Source organism: Brenneria roseae subsp. americana, assembly GCF_003115815.1.
In the GTDB taxonomy this organism is placed as follows: Bacteria; Pseudomonadota; Gammaproteobacteria; order Enterobacterales; family Enterobacteriaceae; genus Brenneria; species Brenneria roseae.
In genome coordinates this window covers 33,626-50,602 of the sequence record NZ_QDKJ01000005.1, presented here as the reverse complement: position 1 = coordinate 50,602, position 16,977 = coordinate 33,626, and the positions used below count along the sequence as shown (strand labels likewise).

General features: G+C 52.6%; 21 protein-coding genes. 13 read left to right on the top strand and 8 right to left on the bottom strand.

Features of this window, described 5'->3' with window-relative positions:
- Positions 1–15 precede the first annotated feature (15 nt).
- From ibaG to mlaF, 6 genes are all read right to left on the bottom strand, one after another.
- Positions 16–270 carry a BolA family iron metabolism protein IbaG gene (gene ibaG, locus B4923_RS07700; RefSeq protein ID WP_109053775.1) on the bottom strand — a complete coding sequence of 85 codons (255 nt, stop codon included), beginning with the start codon at positions 268–270 and terminating at the stop codon, positions 16–18.
- A gap of 191 nt (positions 271–461) precedes the next feature.
- A complete protein-coding gene (gene mlaB / locus B4923_RS07695; RefSeq protein ID WP_109053774.1) occupies positions 462–764 on the bottom strand; it encodes a lipid asymmetry maintenance protein MlaB in 303 nt (100 codons plus the stop codon).
- A 13-nt stretch (positions 765–777) separates the two neighbouring features.
- On the bottom strand, positions 778–1,410 hold the full coding sequence (gene mlaC, locus B4923_RS07690; protein ID WP_109053773.1) for a phospholipid-binding protein MlaC: 633 nt from the start codon (positions 1,408–1,410) through the stop codon (positions 778–780).
- 12 nt (positions 1,411–1,422) lie between these two features.
- Positions 1,423–1,995 carry an outer membrane lipid asymmetry maintenance protein MlaD gene (mlaD, locus tag B4923_RS07685; RefSeq protein WP_109053772.1) on the bottom strand — a complete coding sequence of 191 codons (573 nt, stop codon included), beginning with the start codon at positions 1,993–1,995 and terminating at the stop codon, positions 1,423–1,425.
- 4 nt (positions 1,996–1,999) lie between these two features.
- Positions 2,000–2,782 carry a lipid asymmetry maintenance ABC transporter permease subunit MlaE gene (gene mlaE, locus B4923_RS07680; protein ID WP_109053771.1) on the bottom strand — a complete coding sequence of 261 codons (783 nt, stop codon included), beginning with the start codon at positions 2,780–2,782 and terminating at the stop codon, positions 2,000–2,002.
- A gap of 7 nt (positions 2,783–2,789) precedes the next feature.
- Positions 2,790–3,602 carry a phospholipid ABC transporter ATP-binding protein MlaF gene (gene mlaF, locus B4923_RS07675; protein WP_109053770.1) on the bottom strand — a complete coding sequence of 271 codons (813 nt, stop codon included), beginning with the start codon at positions 3,600–3,602 and terminating at the stop codon, positions 2,790–2,792.
- Between the two features lie 303 nt (positions 3,603–3,905).
- Between mlaF and B4923_RS07670 the strand changes: the two genes are divergently transcribed.
- The 12 genes from B4923_RS07670 to rnk all read left to right on the top strand — a co-directional run bounded on the left by B4923_RS07670 (position 3,906) and on the right by rnk (position 12,679).
- Positions 3,906–4,868, top strand: a complete 963-nt coding sequence (locus B4923_RS07670) for a calcium/sodium antiporter (protein ID WP_109053769.1) — start codon at positions 3,906–3,908, stop codon at positions 4,866–4,868.
- Between the two features lie 89 nt (positions 4,869–4,957).
- Positions 4,958–5,944, top strand: coding sequence for an arabinose-5-phosphate isomerase KdsD (gene kdsD, locus B4923_RS07665; RefSeq protein WP_109053768.1), 987 nt, complete (start codon positions 4,958–4,960; stop codon positions 5,942–5,944).
- A gap of 91 nt (positions 5,945–6,035) precedes the next feature.
- A complete protein-coding gene (kdsC, locus tag B4923_RS07660; protein ID WP_109053767.1) occupies positions 6,036–6,602 on the top strand; it encodes a 3-deoxy-manno-octulosonate-8-phosphatase KdsC in 567 nt (188 codons plus the stop codon).
- On the top strand, positions 6,599–7,165 hold the full coding sequence (lptC, locus tag B4923_RS07655) for an LPS export ABC transporter periplasmic protein LptC (RefSeq protein WP_109053766.1): 567 nt from the start codon (positions 6,599–6,601) through the stop codon (positions 7,163–7,165). Before kdsC ends, lptC begins: the two co-directional genes overlap by 4 nt.
- Complete coding sequence (gene lptA / locus B4923_RS07650; protein WP_109053765.1) at positions 7,146–7,718, top strand: lipopolysaccharide ABC transporter substrate-binding protein LptA; 573 nt, start codon at positions 7,146–7,148, stop codon at positions 7,716–7,718. The genes lptC and lptA overlap by 20 nt, the downstream gene beginning before the upstream one ends.
- 3 nt (positions 7,719–7,721) lie before the next feature.
- Positions 7,722–8,447: an LPS export ABC transporter ATP-binding protein gene (gene lptB, locus B4923_RS07645; RefSeq protein WP_109053764.1), complete on the top strand. Its 726-nt coding sequence runs from the start codon at positions 7,722–7,724 to the stop codon at positions 8,445–8,447.
- A 48-nt stretch (positions 8,448–8,495) separates the two neighbouring features.
- Positions 8,496–9,929 carry an RNA polymerase factor sigma-54 gene (rpoN, locus tag B4923_RS07640; protein WP_109053763.1) on the top strand — a complete coding sequence of 478 codons (1,434 nt, stop codon included), beginning with the start codon at positions 8,496–8,498 and terminating at the stop codon, positions 9,927–9,929.
- A 23-nt stretch (positions 9,930–9,952) separates the two neighbouring features.
- A complete protein-coding gene (gene hpf, locus B4923_RS07635) occupies positions 9,953–10,240 on the top strand; it encodes a ribosome hibernation promoting factor (RefSeq protein WP_109053762.1) in 288 nt (95 codons plus the stop codon).
- Positions 10,241–10,335: 95 nt separating this feature from the next.
- Entirely contained in the window at positions 10,336–10,809 is a 474-nt protein-coding gene (gene ptsN, locus B4923_RS07630) for a PTS IIA-like nitrogen regulatory protein PtsN (RefSeq protein ID WP_109053761.1), read from the top strand.
- Positions 10,810–10,962: 153 nt separating this feature from the next.
- On the top strand, positions 10,963–11,817 hold the full coding sequence (gene rapZ, locus B4923_RS07625) for an RNase adapter RapZ (protein WP_109053760.1): 855 nt from the start codon (positions 10,963–10,965) through the stop codon (positions 11,815–11,817).
- A 15-nt stretch (positions 11,818–11,832) separates the two neighbouring features.
- Positions 11,833–12,105, top strand: a complete 273-nt coding sequence (npr, locus tag B4923_RS07620; RefSeq protein WP_109053759.1) for a PTS phosphocarrier protein NPr — start codon at positions 11,833–11,835, stop codon at positions 12,103–12,105.
- Positions 12,106–12,268: 163 nt separating this feature from the next.
- Complete coding sequence (gene rnk, locus B4923_RS07615; protein ID WP_109053758.1) at positions 12,269–12,679, top strand: nucleoside diphosphate kinase regulator; 411 nt, start codon at positions 12,269–12,271, stop codon at positions 12,677–12,679.
- Positions 12,680–12,760: 81 nt separating this feature from the next.
- On the opposite strand, the gene pmbA is transcribed toward rnk, so the two are convergent.
- The gene (gene pmbA / locus B4923_RS07610; RefSeq protein WP_109053987.1) at positions 12,761–14,101 is read right to left on the bottom strand and encodes a metalloprotease PmbA; all 1,341 of its coding nucleotides are present in this window, start codon (positions 14,099–14,101) and stop codon (positions 12,761–12,763) included.
- A 324-nt stretch (positions 14,102–14,425) separates the two neighbouring features.
- On the opposite strand from pmbA, the gene yjgA reads away from it, so the two are divergent.
- Positions 14,426–14,974: a ribosome biogenesis factor YjgA gene (gene yjgA, locus B4923_RS07605; RefSeq protein ID WP_109053757.1), complete on the top strand. Its 549-nt coding sequence runs from the start codon at positions 14,426–14,428 to the stop codon at positions 14,972–14,974.
- Between the two features lie 42 nt (positions 14,975–15,016).
- Here the strand turns inward: yjgA and aaeB are convergent, their stop codons facing one another.
- On the bottom strand, positions 15,017–16,975 hold the full coding sequence (gene aaeB, locus B4923_RS07600; RefSeq protein ID WP_109053756.1) for a p-hydroxybenzoic acid efflux pump subunit AaeB: 1,959 nt from the start codon (positions 16,973–16,975) through the stop codon (positions 15,017–15,019).
- Between the last annotated feature and the right edge of the window lie 2 nt (positions 16,976–16,977).

Below are 16,977 nucleotides of genomic sequence, written 5' to 3'. Positions count from 1 at the left end.
CATATGACGACAAGCTTAAAAACCATTCAGCTTGCGGTCGCGCTGCCACTCTTCCGGCGTATACGCCTTAATCGACAGCGCATGAATACGGTTATCCGCGATGTACTCCATCAGCGGAGCATACACTGCCTGCTGTTTTTTCACCCGACTCATGCCAGTGAAAAGCTCACCGACAGCGATGACCTGAAAGTGGCTGCCATCGCCAGAAACATGGACTTCCTCGAGTGCCAATGCCTTCATCAGCACATCTTTAATTTCATTATTTTCCATCACTCTCGATTTCTATGTCAGGGGGGATGATAAACAGGGTGGTATCTTAGATGAATACGGCATTATCTTAAACAAAGAAATCCCCCTACCCTTCATCTTTCAAGCCGCAGGCGCGTGTCCCGCGGCTTGAAATCTATTGGTATAGACATAACGCAAAAAAGGGGGATTTGACAACGAATTGTCGATGCGCGCTATGCCGTTTGAGACACAGGGATGATTTCATTCAGGTTATACAATGCAATCAGCGTTTTTAGCCGATCGCCAGCCCCAATAATCTTCAGTCCGCCTCCCTGCGAAGCGGACTGGTGATAAAAATGTATCAGCAAAGCCAGCCCCGCCGAGTCAACACGCTCCAGACCAGAAACATCCAACGCCGTTTTACCTGACAGCAACGTATCACGCTGCTCCCAGAGCGGTAACAGCGTTTCGCGATCCAGATCGCCGGTTAATACCAACGTCGATTCCAGTGACTGCCAGCTCAGTGCATTCGCCATGTCTCTACCCAGATTAGTTGTTTTGCTTATCCAGCGTGATCGGCTGCTTCGCCGCGGCGGCAAGCTGTTGGGTCAGGCCGTCAACGCCTTTTTGACGCAGCGTAGCCGCCCATTCATTTTGCTTGGTCGTAATCATGCTGACGCCTTCCGCAATCATGTCATAGGCCTGCCAGTTGCCGCTTTGGCTATTTTTACGCCATTGGAAATCCAGACGTACCGGCGGCCGGCCGCCGTTATCGATAATCGTCACGCGAATGGCAATAATGTTGGCATCGCCCAACGGCTGATCGGGTGCGATTTGATAGGTTTGCCCGTGATATAACGCCAGAGCCTGACCGTATGCCTGTTCCAGATAGGCTTCAAATGCCTTGAAATAGGCATCGCGCTGAGCGGGTGTCGCATCCTTATAGTAACGGCCAAGAACCAACGCACCGGCATATCTGACCTGCACATACGGCAGAAGCTCTTCGCGTACGACATTACGCAGATAGTCTGGATTTTGTCTGATGCGCGGCTGCTCGGTTTTTAAGCGGTTAAAAGTTTTTTCCGCCGCTTCATTCATCAAGCTATAAGGGTTCGTTTGATCGGCAGCGTTGGCCAATGGCGCAACCACCAGTAAAGCCACCATCAGTAAACGTTTAAACATGCAGATATCCTCTTATGGATGTGAATGTGAAGTAACGGGCTGGCTCTGAGTTTCGGGCGTCACCGCCTCGTCAGTCGCCGGGCCAGAACCTGTCTGACCGGCATTATCCTCGCTGGCGCCACCGCTCTTATATAGGAATTGACCGATGAGATCCTCCAATACCATCGCTGACTTGGTGTCCTGAATAACACCGCCGTCTTTCAGTATTGAGGTTCCCATCTCTTCATCTTCAAAACCGATATTCAATGCCAGGAACTGTTCGCCCAGCAGGCCGGAGGTGCGGATTGCCAGAGAACTGGTATCGGGGATATGGTCATAGCGCGCCTGAATATCCATCGCTACGCGGGGAAGGTAGGTTTTCTCATCAAGCGAGATATCCGCTACCCGCCCAATGACCACACCGCCGATTCGAATTGGTGAACGCGCTTTCAGACCGCCGATATTGTCAAACGTCGCGTACAGGCGATAGGTAGGTTCACTACCGATTGATTTGAGATCGGCGACCTTCAGGCACAAAAAGATGATGGCGCACAGCGCAATCAGCATGAATGCGCCAACCCAAACTTCATTTTTCTTTGTTTGCATTGAATCAGTTCCCAAACATCAGTGCTGTCAGCACAAAATCCAATCCCAGTACCGCGAGCGATGAGTGCACAACGGTACGGGTCGTCGCCCGACTGATTCCTTCTGAAGTAGGAATCGCATCATAGCCGTTAAACAGCGCAATCCAGGTCACAGTAATCGCGAAGACGATACTTTTAATCACGCAGTTCAGTACATCCTGCCGCCATTCAACCGCTCCCTGCATGGCAGACCAGAAGAACCCGCTGTCGATGCCTTTCCAGTCCACGCCGACCAGCGCCCCTCCCCAGATACCGACGGCGACAAAAATTACCGCCAGCAACGGCATACTGATTAATCCGGCCCAGAAACGCGGTGCGACAACGCGACGCAATGGATCAACCGCCATCATTTCCATACTGGACAACTGCTCGGTCGCCTTCATCAGACCAATTTCCGCGGTCAGCGCCGATCCGGCACGTCCGGCAAACAGCAATGCGGTAACCACCGGCCCGAGTTCACGGAGCAGCGAAAGCGCCACCATCATGCCCAGACTGGCTTCCGCACTGTAGGTGGTCAGAATAAGGTAACCTTGCAAACCGAGCACCATACCGATAAACAGACCGGATACCATGATGATTAACAGCGACTGAACACCGACGCTATACAGTTGTCTGATCAGCAGCGGCCACTGTTTCCTGAATTCAGGTTTGCCCACCAACGCATTAAACAGCATCAGTCCGGCACGGCCAAACGAGGCACAGGTAGAAATTCCCTGACGTCCTAACGACGCCAACGCCTGTAATAACATGAGTTCGTTAACCCCCTGAACCTAACAGTGCGGTTTTATAATCATCCGCCGGGAAGCGGAAAGGAACGGGACCATCGGCAATGCCATCCAGAAACTGGCGCACCCGGGGGTCATCGTTCATTTTCAGCTGTTCCGGCGTCCCTTCCGCCACAACCTGCCGCTCGGCAATAATATAAGCGTAATCGGCAATACTCATGACTTCCGGCACGTCATGAGATACGACAATACAGGTCACACCCAGCGCATGATTCAGTTCATCAATCAACTTGACCAGCGTTCCCAACGTGATCGGATCCTGCCCGACAAAAGGCTCATCGAACATAATCAGCTGCGGATCGAGCGCGATCGCCCGCGCCAACGCCGCACGCCGCGCCATCCCGCCAGAAAGCTCCGCGGGCATCAGGTCGGCCGCTCCCCGTAGCCCCACGGCCTCCAGCTTCATCATTACCGTGCTGCGCAGCAGCGGCTCCGGCAACCGGCTGTGCTCACGCAGCGGCCAGGCGACATTATCAAACACGTTCAGATCGGTAAATAACGCGCCAGACTGAAATAACATGCTCATTTTTTTACGGGCATTGTACAGTTCCGTGCGTGACAGCGATGGAATATTGTCGCCATCAAACCAGATTTCCCCGCTGTCCGGCGAAAGCTGCCCGCCAATCAGGCGAAGCAATGTTGTTTTACCGATACCGGAAGGTCCCATGATCGCGGTGACTTTCCCTTTGGGAACGTTCAACGTGATATCTGTAAAAATCGGCCTCTCTCCGCGTCGAAAGCTCATGCCGCGGATCTCAACCAGATTGGTATCCTTATGGTTCATTATCTCATATTCCTTACCGATCAGCGTATTAGCTGCGATCGTCAGTTTTAAACGAATTGCGGTGATGCGGCCCTATCTCTAAATCCTAATGGTTGATATCCTGCAAAGCCCGAGTTTTACAAAAACTTACCGTAAGTTCTTGTCCCAAATGGCTGAACAAAACCGCCATAGGTTTTACTTTTCCGCCCTACACAGTCAGAATTAACGCTAATGATGAAAAGCGTTTTTTTGTTCGAAATTCGTCCAGAAATACTGGCTTATCAATCAGTGAACCAGTGATTATACCTTAATAAAGGACGCGGCATGCTTTTTGCGACAGTACTCTTGATCGTTGGTTTGGTATTACTGGTATATGGTGCCGATCGTCTGGTATATGGTGCCGCCATTCTGGCGCGCGTTTTGGGTCTGCCGCCTTTCATTATCGGCCTTACCATCGTTGGTTTCGGCACCTCGCTGCCCGAACTGATTGTCTCCGTGACCGCCGCGCTGAACCATCAGATCGATATGGCCGTCGGTAACGTGTTGGGCTCCAATATCGCCAATATCCTGTTAATTCTCGGCAGTGCCACGCTGATCCGCCCTTTGACCGTGCATTCCGAACTGTTACGCCGTGAATTTCCGCTTATGCTGCTGGTCACCGTTTTATGTGGCTTTTTACTTCATGATAGCTATCTGAGCCGTACCGACGGCGTGATCCTCCTGACCGCCGCCGGGATATTCCTGTTCCTGATGATCCGAATGACCCGTCTGGCGCAGCAGGAAGGCGTAGACAGCCTGACGCGGGAACAGTTAGCCGAACTGCCGCAGGCCGACAGCAATCAAATGGTCGCCGTTTTATGGCTGATTCTCGGCCTGATTATTTTACCCATGGCCGCCCGCATGGTGATCGACAATGCCACCGTACTTGCCCGCTATTTTAATATCAGCGAACTGACCGTCGGCCTCACGGTGCTGGCGATTGGCACCAGCCTGCCCGAATTGGCCACCGCCATTGTTGGTACGCTGAAAAAGGAAGATGATATTGCGCTGGGTAATCTCATCGGTTCGAATATCTTTAATATCGTCATCGTGTTGGGCGTACCGGCGCTGCTTTCGCCAGGTGCGCTCAACCCCCTTGCCTTCGGGCGTGATTATTGGGTCATGTTGGGAGCCAGCGCGTTGCTGGCGGCGCTGTGCCTCAGCAGAAAGCGTCGTATCGGGCAAGGTGCCGGCGCGCTGTTGCTCTGCGCGTTTGTCGTTTATCTCTCGGTATTGTTCTTTGTTTGAGTAGCCCGTGGTCTGATTAGCAAATTGTTTGATTAACCAGAACATCAGGGTATTAACCAAAACATCAAAACAAGCAGGATTACTCAGGTATGTCACATTTTGAACTACAACCCGGTTTTGATTTTCAGCAGGCAGGCAAACAGGTTCTGAATACCGAACGCGAAGGCCTGGCACAGTTGGATCAATACATTGACGATCATTTCACTCAAGCCTGTGAAAAAATCTTCCACTGTCAGGGGAAAGTGGTCGTTATGGGGATGGGAAAATCCGGCCATATCGGCTGTAAGATGGCCGCCACCTTCGCCAGTACCGGAACGCCCGCTTTTTTTGTCCATCCCGGCGAAGCCAGCCATGGCGATCTGGGCATGGTAACGCCGCACGACATCGTGATCGCCATTTCCAATTCCGGCGAATCCCACGAAATTCTGTCGCTGATCCCGGTGCTGAAACGCCTGCGGGTTTTCCTGATTTGCATGACCGGTAATCCCGAAAGCACCATGGGGAAAGCGGCGGATATCCACCTGTGCATCCATGTTCCGCAAGAAGCCTGTCCGCTTGGCCTGGCGCCGACCAGCAGTACGACCGCGACGCTGGTGATGGGAGACGCGATGGCCGTCGCGTTATTACAGGCTCGCGGTTTCACCGCCGAGGATTTTGCCCTCTCCCACCCCGGTGGCGCACTAGGCCGCAAACTTTTGCTGCGCGTCAGCGATATCATGCACTCGGGTGAAGAAATGCCTCATGTTCCCCATGACGCCTCTCTGCGCGACGCCCTGTTGGAAATTACGCGCAAAAATTTGGGTATGACGGTCATTTGCGACGCGGACATGAAAATCCTCGGTATCTTCACCGATGGGGACTTACGCCGAATCTTCGACATGAAGATTGACTTGAACAGCGCGCGCATTGCTGATGTGATGACCGTCGGCGGTATCCGGGTCACAGCGCAAACGCTGGCCGTGGATGCCCTGAACCTGATGCAGTCACGTCATATTACCTCGCTGCTGGTTGCGGAAAACGATCGTCTGGTCGGGATCGTTCATATGCACGATATGCTGCGCGCAGGCGTGGTGTAATATGCCCTCGCAGATAACCCGTCATCGCACGGAAAATACGCAATAGCGAAGTAAACACACTGTAGACCAAAAGAACCAAGGATAAACGTCAATGAGTGAAACCAGGGCACAAACCGATACCTGCTATGGACCTGTCGATCGGCAGGTACTGGATAAGGCCCGTGAAATTCGCCTGTTAATCTGTGATGTTGATGGGGTAATGTCGGATGGCCTGATTTATATGGGCAATCACGGCGAAGAGCTGAAAGCCTTTAACGTTCGTGATGGCTATGGCGTCCGCTGCCTGCTGACGTCCGGTATTGAGGTCGCCATTATTACCGGTCGGTCGGCCAACCTGTTGGCGGATCGCTGTAAGACACTGGGGATCACTCACCTTTATCAGGGACAATCCGATAAGGTTTTGGCCTTCAACGATCTGTTGGATAAACTATCCGTAACGGCCAGCCAGACCGCCTATATCGGCGATGACCTGATCGACTGGCCGGTGATGGCGCAGGTCGGCCTGAGCGTTGCCGTGGCAGACGCACATCCGTTACTGTTGCCGCGGGCTGATTACGTTACGCGCATCGCGGGTGGACGTGGCGCAGTGCGTGAACTTTGCGATTTGATCCTGTTTGCGCAGGATAAGCTGGAGCATGCCAAAGGGTTGTCGATATGAGTAAAACCAAGCGTTGGCTGACAGCTTTGCTGGCATTGCTGGCTCTCATTCTGATCGGCTGGAATATTGCAGATAACGAAACGGCGGCACCGGCAGACACCGCTACCCCTGCGGTACCGGTGTATACCAGCGAGAAAACCACCACTCAGGTTTACAGCCCGGCCGGGAAGCTGAGCTACCGTCTGATCGCGGACAAGGCGGAATATTTCGATGACGAGCAGTTGAGCTGGTTTACGACGCCTATCGCGACATTGTTTAACGAACAGGGAACGGCAACCTGGTCAGTGCGCGCCGATCGCGCCAAGCTGACAAAAGATAAGATGCTCTATCTGTACGGGCATGTCGAGGTTAACAGCCTGACAAACGACTCACAGTTGGAGAGAATCAAAACAAACAATGCCCAGGTGAATCTGGTCACTCAGGATGTCTCTTCCGATGATGAAGTCACCCTGTACGGCGCCAGCTTTACTTCCAACGGGATGAAAATGCGCGGAAATCTGCGTAACAAGACAGCCGAGTTGATCGAAAAGGTAAAAACCTCCTATGAAATCCAAAACCAATAACCTGATGCGTAACACCCTGATCGCCAGCTCGTTGTTAGCCGTCAGCGTTTCCACGCTGGCCGTCACCGGGGATAGCAATCAGCCTATTCATATTGACTCAGAGCAGCAATCTCTGGACATGCAGGGCAACACGGTAACGTTCACCGGCAATGTCGTCGTGAAACAGGGAACGATTGAAGTCAAAGCCGACAAAGTCGTCGTTACCCGGCCACAGGGGGCACAGGGTCGTGAAGTTATTGAAGGCTACGGCAACCCCGTGACGTTCTATCAGATGCAGGACAACGGCAAACCCGTAAAAGGCAATGCCCAGAAAGTTCGCTATGAACTGGCTAATGATTTTTTGGTGCTGACCGGTGATGCCTATCTGGAGCAGGTGGACAGCAATGTGAAAGGCGACCGCATCACTTATCTGGTGAAGCAACAGCAGATGGAAGCCTTCAGCGATAAAGGTAAACGTGTTACTACGGTATTGGTTCCTTCTCAGCTTCAGGAGAAAACGAACAAGAGCTCATCCTCCCCCTCTCAAAAACCGCAACCACGAGTCACTGAATAACTTATGGCAACATTAATCGCAGAAAACTTGGCTAAGGCGTATAAAGGCCGCAGGGTTGTGGAAAACGTCAGCCTTACCGTCAACTCCGGCGAGATTGTTGGCCTATTGGGGCCGAATGGCGCAGGGAAAACGACAACATTTTATATGGTTGTCGGCATTGTCCCGCTCGATGAAGGGCGCATTGTGATTGACGACGACGATATCAGTCTGCTTCCTTTGCACGACCGCGCCCTGCGCGGGATCGGCTATTTACCGCAGGAAGCGTCGATTTTTCGCCGGTTGAGCGTCTATGACAACCTGATGGCCGTTTTGCAAATCCGTAAAGATCTGACCTCGGAGCAACAGGAAGACCGGGCGAATGAACTAATGGAAGAATTCCATATTATTCATTTACGCGATAGTCTGGGACAATCGCTCTCCGGTGGTGAACGGCGCCGGGTTGAAATCGCCCGGGCACTGGCGGCAAATCCCAAATTCATCCTGCTGGATGAGCCATTTGCCGGCGTTGATCCCATTTCGGTCATTGATATAAAAAAAATAATTGAGCATCTGCGTGACAGCGGGCTTGGTGTGTTGATTACCGATCATAACGTCCGTGAAACGTTGGATGTTTGCGAGCGCGCCTATATTGTGAGTCAGGGACACCTGATCGCCCACGGCTCCCCGACCGAAATCTTAGCCGATGAGCAGGTAAAACGCGTCTATCTGGGCGAAGGCTTCCGACTCTGATAGGGTAGTGTTTCCATTGAATAGTATATAAGGAAGTTGGCGCTACTTATGAAGCAAGGTTTGCAACTCAGGCTTAGCCAGCAACTGGCCATGACTCCACAGCTACAGCAGGCAATCCGTCTGTTGCAACTGTCCACGCTTGAACTGCAACAAGAGATTCAACTGGCGCTGGAAAGCAATCCGTTACTTGAGCAGACGGACAACCACGAAGAAATAGAGTCATTCGAGATGGCCGACAGTGATTCGCTGGATACCGGTGAAGCACTGGAACAAAAAGATATGCCGGAAGAGCTGCCGCTTGATGCGACCTGGGACGAAATCTATTCCGCAGGCACGCCCTCCGGTACCGGTACGGATTACCGGGATGAAGAGTTACCGATCTATCAGGGAGAAACGACACAAACCCTTCAGGACTACCTGATGTGGCAGGTGGAACTGACGCCTTTTTCAGATACCGATGCGGCGATAGCGACGTCCATCGTCGATGCGGTGGACAATACCGGCTATCTCACTGTGCCGCTGGAAGATATTCTGGACAGCATTGGAGATGAAAACGTCACGCTGGATGAAGTAGAGGCCGTACTCAAGCGGGTACAACGTTTTGATCCCGTAGGGGTCGCCGCGCGCGACCTGCGCGACTGCCTGCTGGTACAGCTTTCTCAGTTTGCTGAGGATACGCCGCGCCTCGCGGAAGCGAAGCTGATTGTAAGCGACTACCTCGACCTGCTGGCCAACCATGATTTCCGCAGCCTGATTCGCTCAACCCGTCTGAAAGAAGACGTACTGAAAGAAGCATTGGCGCTGATTCAATCCCTCGATCCCCGTCCGGGCCAATCCATCAATACCGGTGAATCCGAATACGTCATTCCTGACGTGCTGGTACGCAAGATCCAGGGACATTGGGTGGTCGAATTGAATACCGACAGCGTGCCCCGGCTCCAGATCAATCAACAATATGCCGCGCTGGGCAATAGCGCCCGTAGCGATAGCGACGGTCAGTTTATTCGTAGCCATTTACAGGAAGCGCGCTGGTTAATCAAAAGTCTGGAGAGCCGTAATGATACCCTGCTCAAAGTGACTCGCTGTATTGTCGAACAACAGCAGGATTTTTTCGAACAGGGTGAAGAATTCATGAAGCCGATGGTGCTGGCCGATATCGCCCAGGTGGTGGATATGCATGAATCCACCATCTCCCGGGTAACCACACAAAAGTTTCTGCACAGTCCACGCGGCATTTTTGAACTAAAATATTTCTTCTCCAGCCATGTGAATACCGACAACGGCGGTGAGGCTTCGTCAACGGCTATCCGGGCGCTGGTCAAAAAGTTAATCGCCGCAGAAAACCCCGCCAAGCCTTTAAGCGACAGCAAACTGACTACGCTGCTCTCTGAACAGGGCATTATCGTGGCGCGGCGTACGGTGGCGAAATATCGAGAGTCTTTATCTATCCCACCATCAAATCAGCGTAAACAACTGGTTTGATCTCAACAGAGAAGGAAGACACTATGCAGCTCAACATTACCGGACACCACATCGAAATTACCGAACCTTTACGCGATTTCGTGAATACCAAGTTTGCCAAGTTAGAGCAATATTTCGACCGTATCAATCAGGTCAACGTGGTACTGAAAGTGGAGAAAGTACAACAAATTGCCGATGCTACAGTCCACGTCAACGGTGGGGAGCTGCACGCTACATCAGAAGCGGAAGATATGTATGCCGCTATCGATTTGCTGATCGATAAGCTGGCTCGCCAGCTCAATAAGCATAAGGATAAGCTGAAACAGCACTAGTTTTTTTCTTGCCCGCGGGCAAGAAAACAGACCCAGCCCATGCATCCTATGGGCTGGGCTCACCAGCAGTGAAAGTGTCGTTAAGTGAATATAAAATGAATAACGTTCCCGTTTTGCAACTCAGTACCGTGTTACGTCCAGAGTGCACCCGAAGTTCTGTCCATTGCCAGAGTAAAAAACGAGCACTGGAAATTATCAGTGAGCTAGCTGCCAAACAGCTTAATCTCCCCTCACAGATTATTTTTGATGCCATTCTCACCCGCGAGCGAATGGGCAGTACCGGCATTGGCAATGGTATTGCCATTCCCCATGGTAAGCTTGAGGATGAAAACGCGCTGGGAGCAATCGGGGTATTTATTCAGTTGGATCAACCTATCGCTTTCGATGCCATTGATAATCAAGCCGTTGATTTGCTTTTTGCCTTGCTGGTTCCGGCAGAACAATGTAAAACCCATTTACATACGCTGTCGCTTATTGCCAAGCGTCTGACAGATAAAGCGATTTGTCGGCGTCTGCGGGCGGCGCAAAGTGATGAAGAGCTGTATCAGATCATGACGGAAGCCGGTTAAGTCAGTGGCAGTCATGTTTACGATGTATGGTGATCCAATCGGGAACCGGAGATTACTTGCAATCCGTGTTTTACTTGTTCATTTTCTAGCAATTCATTATAAACATAATGGCATAGAGAGTTCGCCGTCACGTTGCCAGAGGGGAGTCGTCAGATGGTGCTGATGATTGTCAGTGGTCGCTCAGGGTCAGGAAAATCTGTCGCTCTGCGCGCGCTGGAAGACATGGGGTTCTACTGTGTAGATAACCTGCCAGTGGTTTTATTGCCGGAGCTGGCCAATACGCTTGCGACACGCAATATCTCCGCAGCGGTCAGCATTGACGTGCGCAATATGCCGGAATCGCCGGAAATCTTTGAGCATGCAATGAAACAGCTGCCGCAGAGTTTTTCACCACAGTTGTTGTTTCTGGATGCCGATCGCAATACGCTGATCCGTCGTTACAGTGATACTCGCCGTCTGCACCCCTTATCCAGTAAGAATCTGTCGCTGGAAAGCGCCATTGATGAAGAAAACGATCTGCTGGAGCCACTGCGTTCACGGGCCGATCTGATCATCGACACCTCTGAAATGTCAGTGCATGAACTGGCTGAAATGCTGCGTACCCGCCTGTTGGGCAAACGGGAACGCGAACTGACGATGGTCTTTGAATCTTTCGGCTACAAGCATGGTATTCCTATCGATGCCGACTACGTGTTTGACGTGCGTTTTCTGCCCAACCCGCACTGGGATCCCAAATTACGTCCGATGACCGGTCTGGACAAGCCCGTCGCCGCCTTCCTCGATCGGCACACTGAAGTCCATAATTTTATCTATCAGACGCGCAGCTATCTGGAACTCTGGCTTCCCATGCTGGAAACCAATAACCGCAGTTATCTGACCGTGGCAATTGGCTGTACCGGCGGCAAACATCGTTCCGTTTACATTGCGGAACAGCTGGCGGACTACTTTCGTTCCCGCGGCAAGAATGTGCAGTCCCGCCACCGTACGCTGGAAAAGCGTAAATCATGATAGTCAGACCCAATAATGACGATAAAACAAACGGTTGAAATCAAAAACAAGCTGGGCATGCATGCCCGGCCCGCCATGAAACTGTTTGAACTGGTGCAGAGTTTTGACGCGGAAGTGATGTTGCGCAATGACAGCGGTACCGAAGCCGAGGCCAGCAGCGTTATTGCCATGCTGATGCTGGATTCAGCCAAGGGTGGGCTTATTGAAGTCGAAGCGACGGGCCCGGATGAAGAACAAGCGCTGGCCGCGGTGATTGAGCTCTTTGACGCCGGGTTTGATGAAGAGTAACCCGATCCGAAAACTCTCTGCTCGTCTTCGTGATAGAGATCGCTTTTCTTTCTGACCGTAAGCCCCTACTATCTCCTGATATCATTTTTTCTTATACACCCCCGCTCCCCTGGCGCGGGGGTGTTGCTTTTACGTCATCTGGAAATAAAAACTGGAGAGGAGTATGACGAAACCTAACCTGACAATCAGTGAATTGGACGCGGAACGTCTGGATATGTTACTGGAGCAGCCCGCCTTTGCTGGCAGCGATGTCGCTCAGGCCCTGAATGACGAGCTTGATCGGGCGGAAATTTTACCTTCCGTCAATATCCCTTCGGATGTGGTAACCATGAACAGTCGGGTGCGTTTTCGCGATCTGATCGCTAATGAGGAACACATCCGCACGCTGGTTTACCCGGTTGCAGTGAAAGACAGCAGGGAACACTTGTCCGTCATGGCTCCGCTGGGCGCGGCATTGCTGGGAATGCATGTAGGAAACACCATCGCCTGGCGGTTGCCGAACGGTGAAGAAACGCATATCGAGGTGCTGGAACTGCTTTATCAGCCGGAAGCGGCGGGTGAATACCACCGCTAAACGGCGATAACGCAGAGAATGACAAACCGTCGGATAATGCCGACGGTGACGGTCACTCCCCCGTCGTCACGCGGTTCCTGTTTATTCTCCTGCGATCTTCATTTCTGGCAGTAGCACTGACCCACACTGAATATTACTGCGCGTCTCAATGTCGTTGCCTACCGTGACGATGTTGCGCAACATGTCTTTCAGATTACCCGCAATGGTAATCTCACTGACCGGATACTGAATTTCACCGTTTTCCACCCAGAAGCCGGACGCGCCACGGGAATAATCTCCCGTCACGCCGCTGACGCCCTGCCCCATTAATCCCGTCACCAGCAGCCCTTTACCCATCTGTTTGAGCAGACCATCAAAATCCAGCCCTTGTCCGGCGATGCGCCAGTTATGGATACCACCAGCGTGTCCGGTGCTCTTCATGCCCAGTTTACGCGCGGCATAGCTGGTCAGCAGCCAGGTTTGCAAAACGCCGTCTTTCACAATCTCACGCCGCTGAGTGCGTACCCCCTCGCTGTCGAACGGCGTCGATGCCAGCCCTTTGCGTAAATGCGGCAATTCTTCAATAGTGAGCCACTCCGGCAGAATTTGCTGGCCCAGCTTATCCAACAGGAAGGTTGATTTACGGTATACGCTGCTACCGCTGATTGCCCCGACCAGATGGCCGAACAGCCCTGTCGCCACTTCCGCGGAAAACAGTATCGGCGCCTGCATGGTGGGTAACTTACGCGGCGACAAACGGGATAACGTACGGCGCGCGCACTCTTCACCCACCCACTCAGGCGTTTTCAAATCATCCAGCGAACGACCAATGGTATAGGCGTAATCACGCTCCATGTCACCATTCATCTCGGCAATCACACAGCTGGACATCGAATGACGGCTGGAACAATAGCTTTGCAGCATGCCGTGGCTGTTGCCAAATACTTTGATGCCGTAATGGCTATTGAAGCTTCCGCCTTCGGTATTGGTGATGCGCTTATCCGCTTTCATCGCCGCTTGTTCAGCGCGGGCGGCCAGTTCGATGCCACGATCGGCATCCAGCTCCGCCGGGTGAAACAGATCCAGATCCGGTGCGTCAAAAGCCAGCAGATCCTTGTCTGCCGGACCGGCAAAAGGATCGACGGAGGTGTAACGGGCAATATCCAGCGCCGCCTGCACGGTCCGCGCGATAGCGTCCGGACTGAGGTCGGTTGATGAGGCGCTGCCTTTGCGCTGCTGGTAATACACCGTAATACCCAGCGCGCCATCGCTGTTAAATTCAACGTTTTCAACTTCACCATAACGGGTGCTCACGCCAATACCGGTCGTTTTTGACACGGAGACTTCTGCCGCATCAGAACCCGCTCGCGCCAGTTCCAGCGCCTGTGCAACCGCTTGTTCCAGCGCTTCACGCTGTTGTGCAACCTGAGTGATTATTGTCATTGTTCTGCCATAATGAGTAAGGAAACCGTTTCGATAGGTGACGCCGGGGAAATGCCCGTGCAGCCACAGTCCCGCTGCACGGTCAGGTCTCCGCGCATGAATATTTCCACGCAATTCATCGTCATCCATCCGCATAAAAGGTGTAGCATAATGCTCCTGAGTCTAACAGGATCCGCAGACAATTTCGCACAAAGCCCAAACCTGTTAGGATCAGCCTCTTTTTATGGCGGCAGTCCTTGCCCGCCGTCCTACGGGCCGTCACACTGCGTGACGTTGAAAAACGCGCCTAGCGTTTTTTTACCGGAAATTTTTTAGGAACCAACCATGAGCAAAAAAACCGAAGACTGGCTTGATGACGTCCCGGACAATAATGAAGACGACGATGATGAAATTATCTGGGTCAGCAAAAGCGAGATAAAACGTGATGCGGAAGCGCTGAAAGATCTCGGTGCGGAACTGGTTGAACTGGGTAAGAACGCGTTGGAGAAAATCCCGCTGGATGATGACCTGCGCGCGGCGGTCGAACTGGCGCAGCGCATCAAGAAAGAGGGTCGCCGCCGCCAGTTACAACTGATCGGTAAACTGCTGCGAGCCCGCGATCCAGAACCGATTCAGGCCGCGCTGGATAAACTGAAAAACCGTCACAATCAGCAGGTCGTGCTTTTTCACAAGCTTGAGCTATTGCGTGACCGTCTGGTAGCCGAAGGGGATGATGCCATTCCTGATATTCTGGCGCTTTACCCGCATGCAGACCGCCAGCAGCTACGTTCGCTGGTACGCAATGCGCAAAAAGAGAAGGCTGCGAATAAGCCGCCAAAATCGACCCGCCAGATCTTCCAGTATCTGCGTGAGCTGTCAGAAACCGAAGCGTGATAGCTGGCTCAGGGTGCCCGCGGTGACCCTGAGTTAACGCATCTAATCACCCAACGCATGCTGATATTTATGCAACATGGTGATTAAACGTCCGACTGGCGCCGTGATACCCGGTGACATCCGCCGCTCCGCCAGTTTCTGCTGATACTCCCCAAGTTCATCCAACAGCCGCGCAAAAGATTGGCTGCGTATGGTATCCCGTCGCGCGCCAATCACCTGTTCCGCCGTGGCGCGAATCTGGCGATGAAAAGCGGAGAGCTCCTCATCCCGGGGAATATCCAGTGAACGCAGACGCTGATGCGCGATAATCAACGACAGCGCCAGACGATATTTGGCAATATCACCGGGAAACATATTCAACAGCAGAAATAGCTGCTGATAGAGTGCGGGCAAATGGTTTTCCTTGCGCCGCGCCTGATTGGTCGTTAATGCCGATACCGCACTGTAAACAAAGCGATTCAGCAATGTGCGTCCGGTACGGGTTTTGGCATTATCCCGGATCAACAGAATAACCAGCAGCGCCAGAAAACAACCGATAATCTGCCCGATAGCGTTATCCAGAAACTGGCCGATATGGAACGTCATCGGATTATCCAGCACCAGAATATTGATCGTGCTCGCCAGCGCGCCCAGCGATCCCAGGCGTCGCTTTTGTACTTCAATACCAATGATGAAAGCCATCGCGCCCAGGCTGAAGCATAGCAGCAACAGACTCTGCTGCGTTGACGGCATGATAAGCATGAACATCAGCGCCCCCAGTGGCAGCGCAAAGATTGTTCCATAAAGGAAATCAATCGCCACCATTTTGGGATTTGGCAGCCGCATCGCCAGCGACGTCACCACGGCAATCATGACCATGCAAACGCTACCTGAAGTCCAGCCGGTACTCAGCCAAAATAAACAGCCCAGCGCGGTTGCCACCCCCGTCCGTAATCCGTTAATCATGGCATGGTGAGTTTCGGCCGAAGACGCTTTAACCTCAACATCGCTGTTCAGCACGTCAGCCTCCACTTTGCTGATACGCCCGTTAGTCTGTACGCCTTTGGCCAATAACAGGTAACGTGTTGCGGTCCCCACCCAGCCGCTTACCGTGGGCGGCATATCCTGACTATGGCTGGCAACAATCAGGCGCCGCAGCGATTTCAGACGCCGGTGGATATCCTGCATGGATTCAACCGGCTGTTCGATAACCCATTTCAGGCTGCCTTTCACCCATGAAGGATTATCCTGCAAAATCAGATAGGTTTCGCAAGACTGCGTAATCAACGCCAGCGATTGCGTATGCATGGCTTTCAAACGGCGATTGCTGTTCTGCCAGCGCGACGATTCCATCATCAAATGATTACGCATGCCATTCAGCGCCGTCGTTTTACGCACCAGCGCATGCCAGGCGGCATCAATCGCCTCTTTTTCCGCCTGATTGATACATAATTGCAGCAGCCGATACTGATCCATCAGCAGCGCTTCGATACCGCGGTCAATATCCCGTTTTATCGAGCGCGGGGAGAACACTAAATCGGCCAGAATGGCGCACACGATCCCCAGCACAATTTCACTACAGCGCTCGACGGCAAACTGCGGCGTCAGCAGCGGCGTCCCCTGGGTGGAGACAATAATAATTAACGCCGTATAGCCCGCCAGCCCAAACACATAGGCATTTTCAACTTTGACGAGTGAAGAGATCCAGGTACAAACTCCCGCCCACAAACAACACAGCATCAGCATCAGAACCGGTGCGCGAATCGTCGTAATAATGATGACTAATGCACCGATACAGCCAATAAAGGTTCCGATAATACGCAACATGCCCCGATGGCGGATAGCGCCGGAAAACGGTTCGCCACCCGCCGCAAAGGCCGGCCCGGCAGAGACGATCGCCGCCGTCAGTACAGACCAGCGCGGGGTTTCCAACTGCAAATGGAAACCCAGCAGCAAAGACAGGACAATGGCGAAGCTCAGCTTAAATGCAAAGCGGAAGCGAACAAATATCGGGCTTTTCATGA

Coding starts and splice junctions, on each gene's coding strand:
- kdsD (WP_109053768.1), top strand. CDS start 4,958: ATGTCACATTTTGAACTACAACCCGGTTTTGATTTTCAGCAGGCAGGC.
- kdsC (WP_109053767.1), top strand. CDS start 6,036: ATGAGTGAAACCAGGGCACAAACCGATACCTGCTATGGACCTGTCGAT.
- rpoN (WP_109053763.1), top strand. CDS start 8,496: ATGAAGCAAGGTTTGCAACTCAGGCTTAGCCAGCAACTGGCCATGACT.
- mlaC (WP_109053773.1), bottom strand. CDS start 1,410: ATGTTTAAACGTTTACTGATGGTGGCTTTACTGGTGGTTGCGCCATTG.
- pmbA (WP_109053987.1), bottom strand. CDS start 14,101: ATGACAATAATCACTCAGGTTGCACAACAGCGTGAAGCGCTGGAACAA.
- rnk (WP_109053758.1), top strand. CDS start 12,269: ATGACGAAACCTAACCTGACAATCAGTGAATTGGACGCGGAACGTCTG.
- mlaE (WP_109053771.1), bottom strand. CDS start 2,782: ATGTTATTACAGGCGTTGGCGTCGTTAGGACGTCAGGGAATTTCTACC.
- mlaD (WP_109053772.1), bottom strand. CDS start 1,995: ATGCAAACAAAGAAAAATGAAGTTTGGGTTGGCGCATTCATGCTGATT.
- lptC (WP_109053766.1), top strand. CDS start 6,599: ATGAGTAAAACCAAGCGTTGGCTGACAGCTTTGCTGGCATTGCTGGCT.
- mlaF (WP_109053770.1), bottom strand. CDS start 3,602: ATGAACCATAAGGATACCAATCTGGTTGAGATCCGCGGCATGAGCTTT.
- ptsN (WP_109053761.1), top strand. CDS start 10,336: ATGAATAACGTTCCCGTTTTGCAACTCAGTACCGTGTTACGTCCAGAG.
- ibaG (WP_109053775.1), bottom strand. CDS start 270: ATGGAAAATAATGAAATTAAAGATGTGCTGATGAAGGCATTGGCACTC.
- lptB (WP_109053764.1), top strand. CDS start 7,722: ATGGCAACATTAATCGCAGAAAACTTGGCTAAGGCGTATAAAGGCCGC.
- mlaB (WP_109053774.1), bottom strand. CDS start 764: ATGGCGAATGCACTGAGCTGGCAGTCACTGGAATCGACGTTGGTATTA.
- B4923_RS07670 (WP_109053769.1), top strand. CDS start 3,906: ATGCTTTTTGCGACAGTACTCTTGATCGTTGGTTTGGTATTACTGGTA.
- yjgA (WP_109053757.1), top strand. CDS start 14,426: ATGAGCAAAAAAACCGAAGACTGGCTTGATGACGTCCCGGACAATAAT.
- rapZ (WP_109053760.1), top strand. CDS start 10,963: ATGGTGCTGATGATTGTCAGTGGTCGCTCAGGGTCAGGAAAATCTGTC.
- hpf (WP_109053762.1), top strand. CDS start 9,953: ATGCAGCTCAACATTACCGGACACCACATCGAAATTACCGAACCTTTA.
- lptA (WP_109053765.1), top strand. CDS start 7,146: ATGAAATCCAAAACCAATAACCTGATGCGTAACACCCTGATCGCCAGC.
- aaeB (WP_109053756.1), bottom strand. CDS start 16,975: ATGAAAAGCCCGATATTTGTTCGCTTCCGCTTTGCATTTAAGCTGAGC.
- npr (WP_109053759.1), top strand. CDS start 11,833: ATGACGATAAAACAAACGGTTGAAATCAAAAACAAGCTGGGCATGCAT.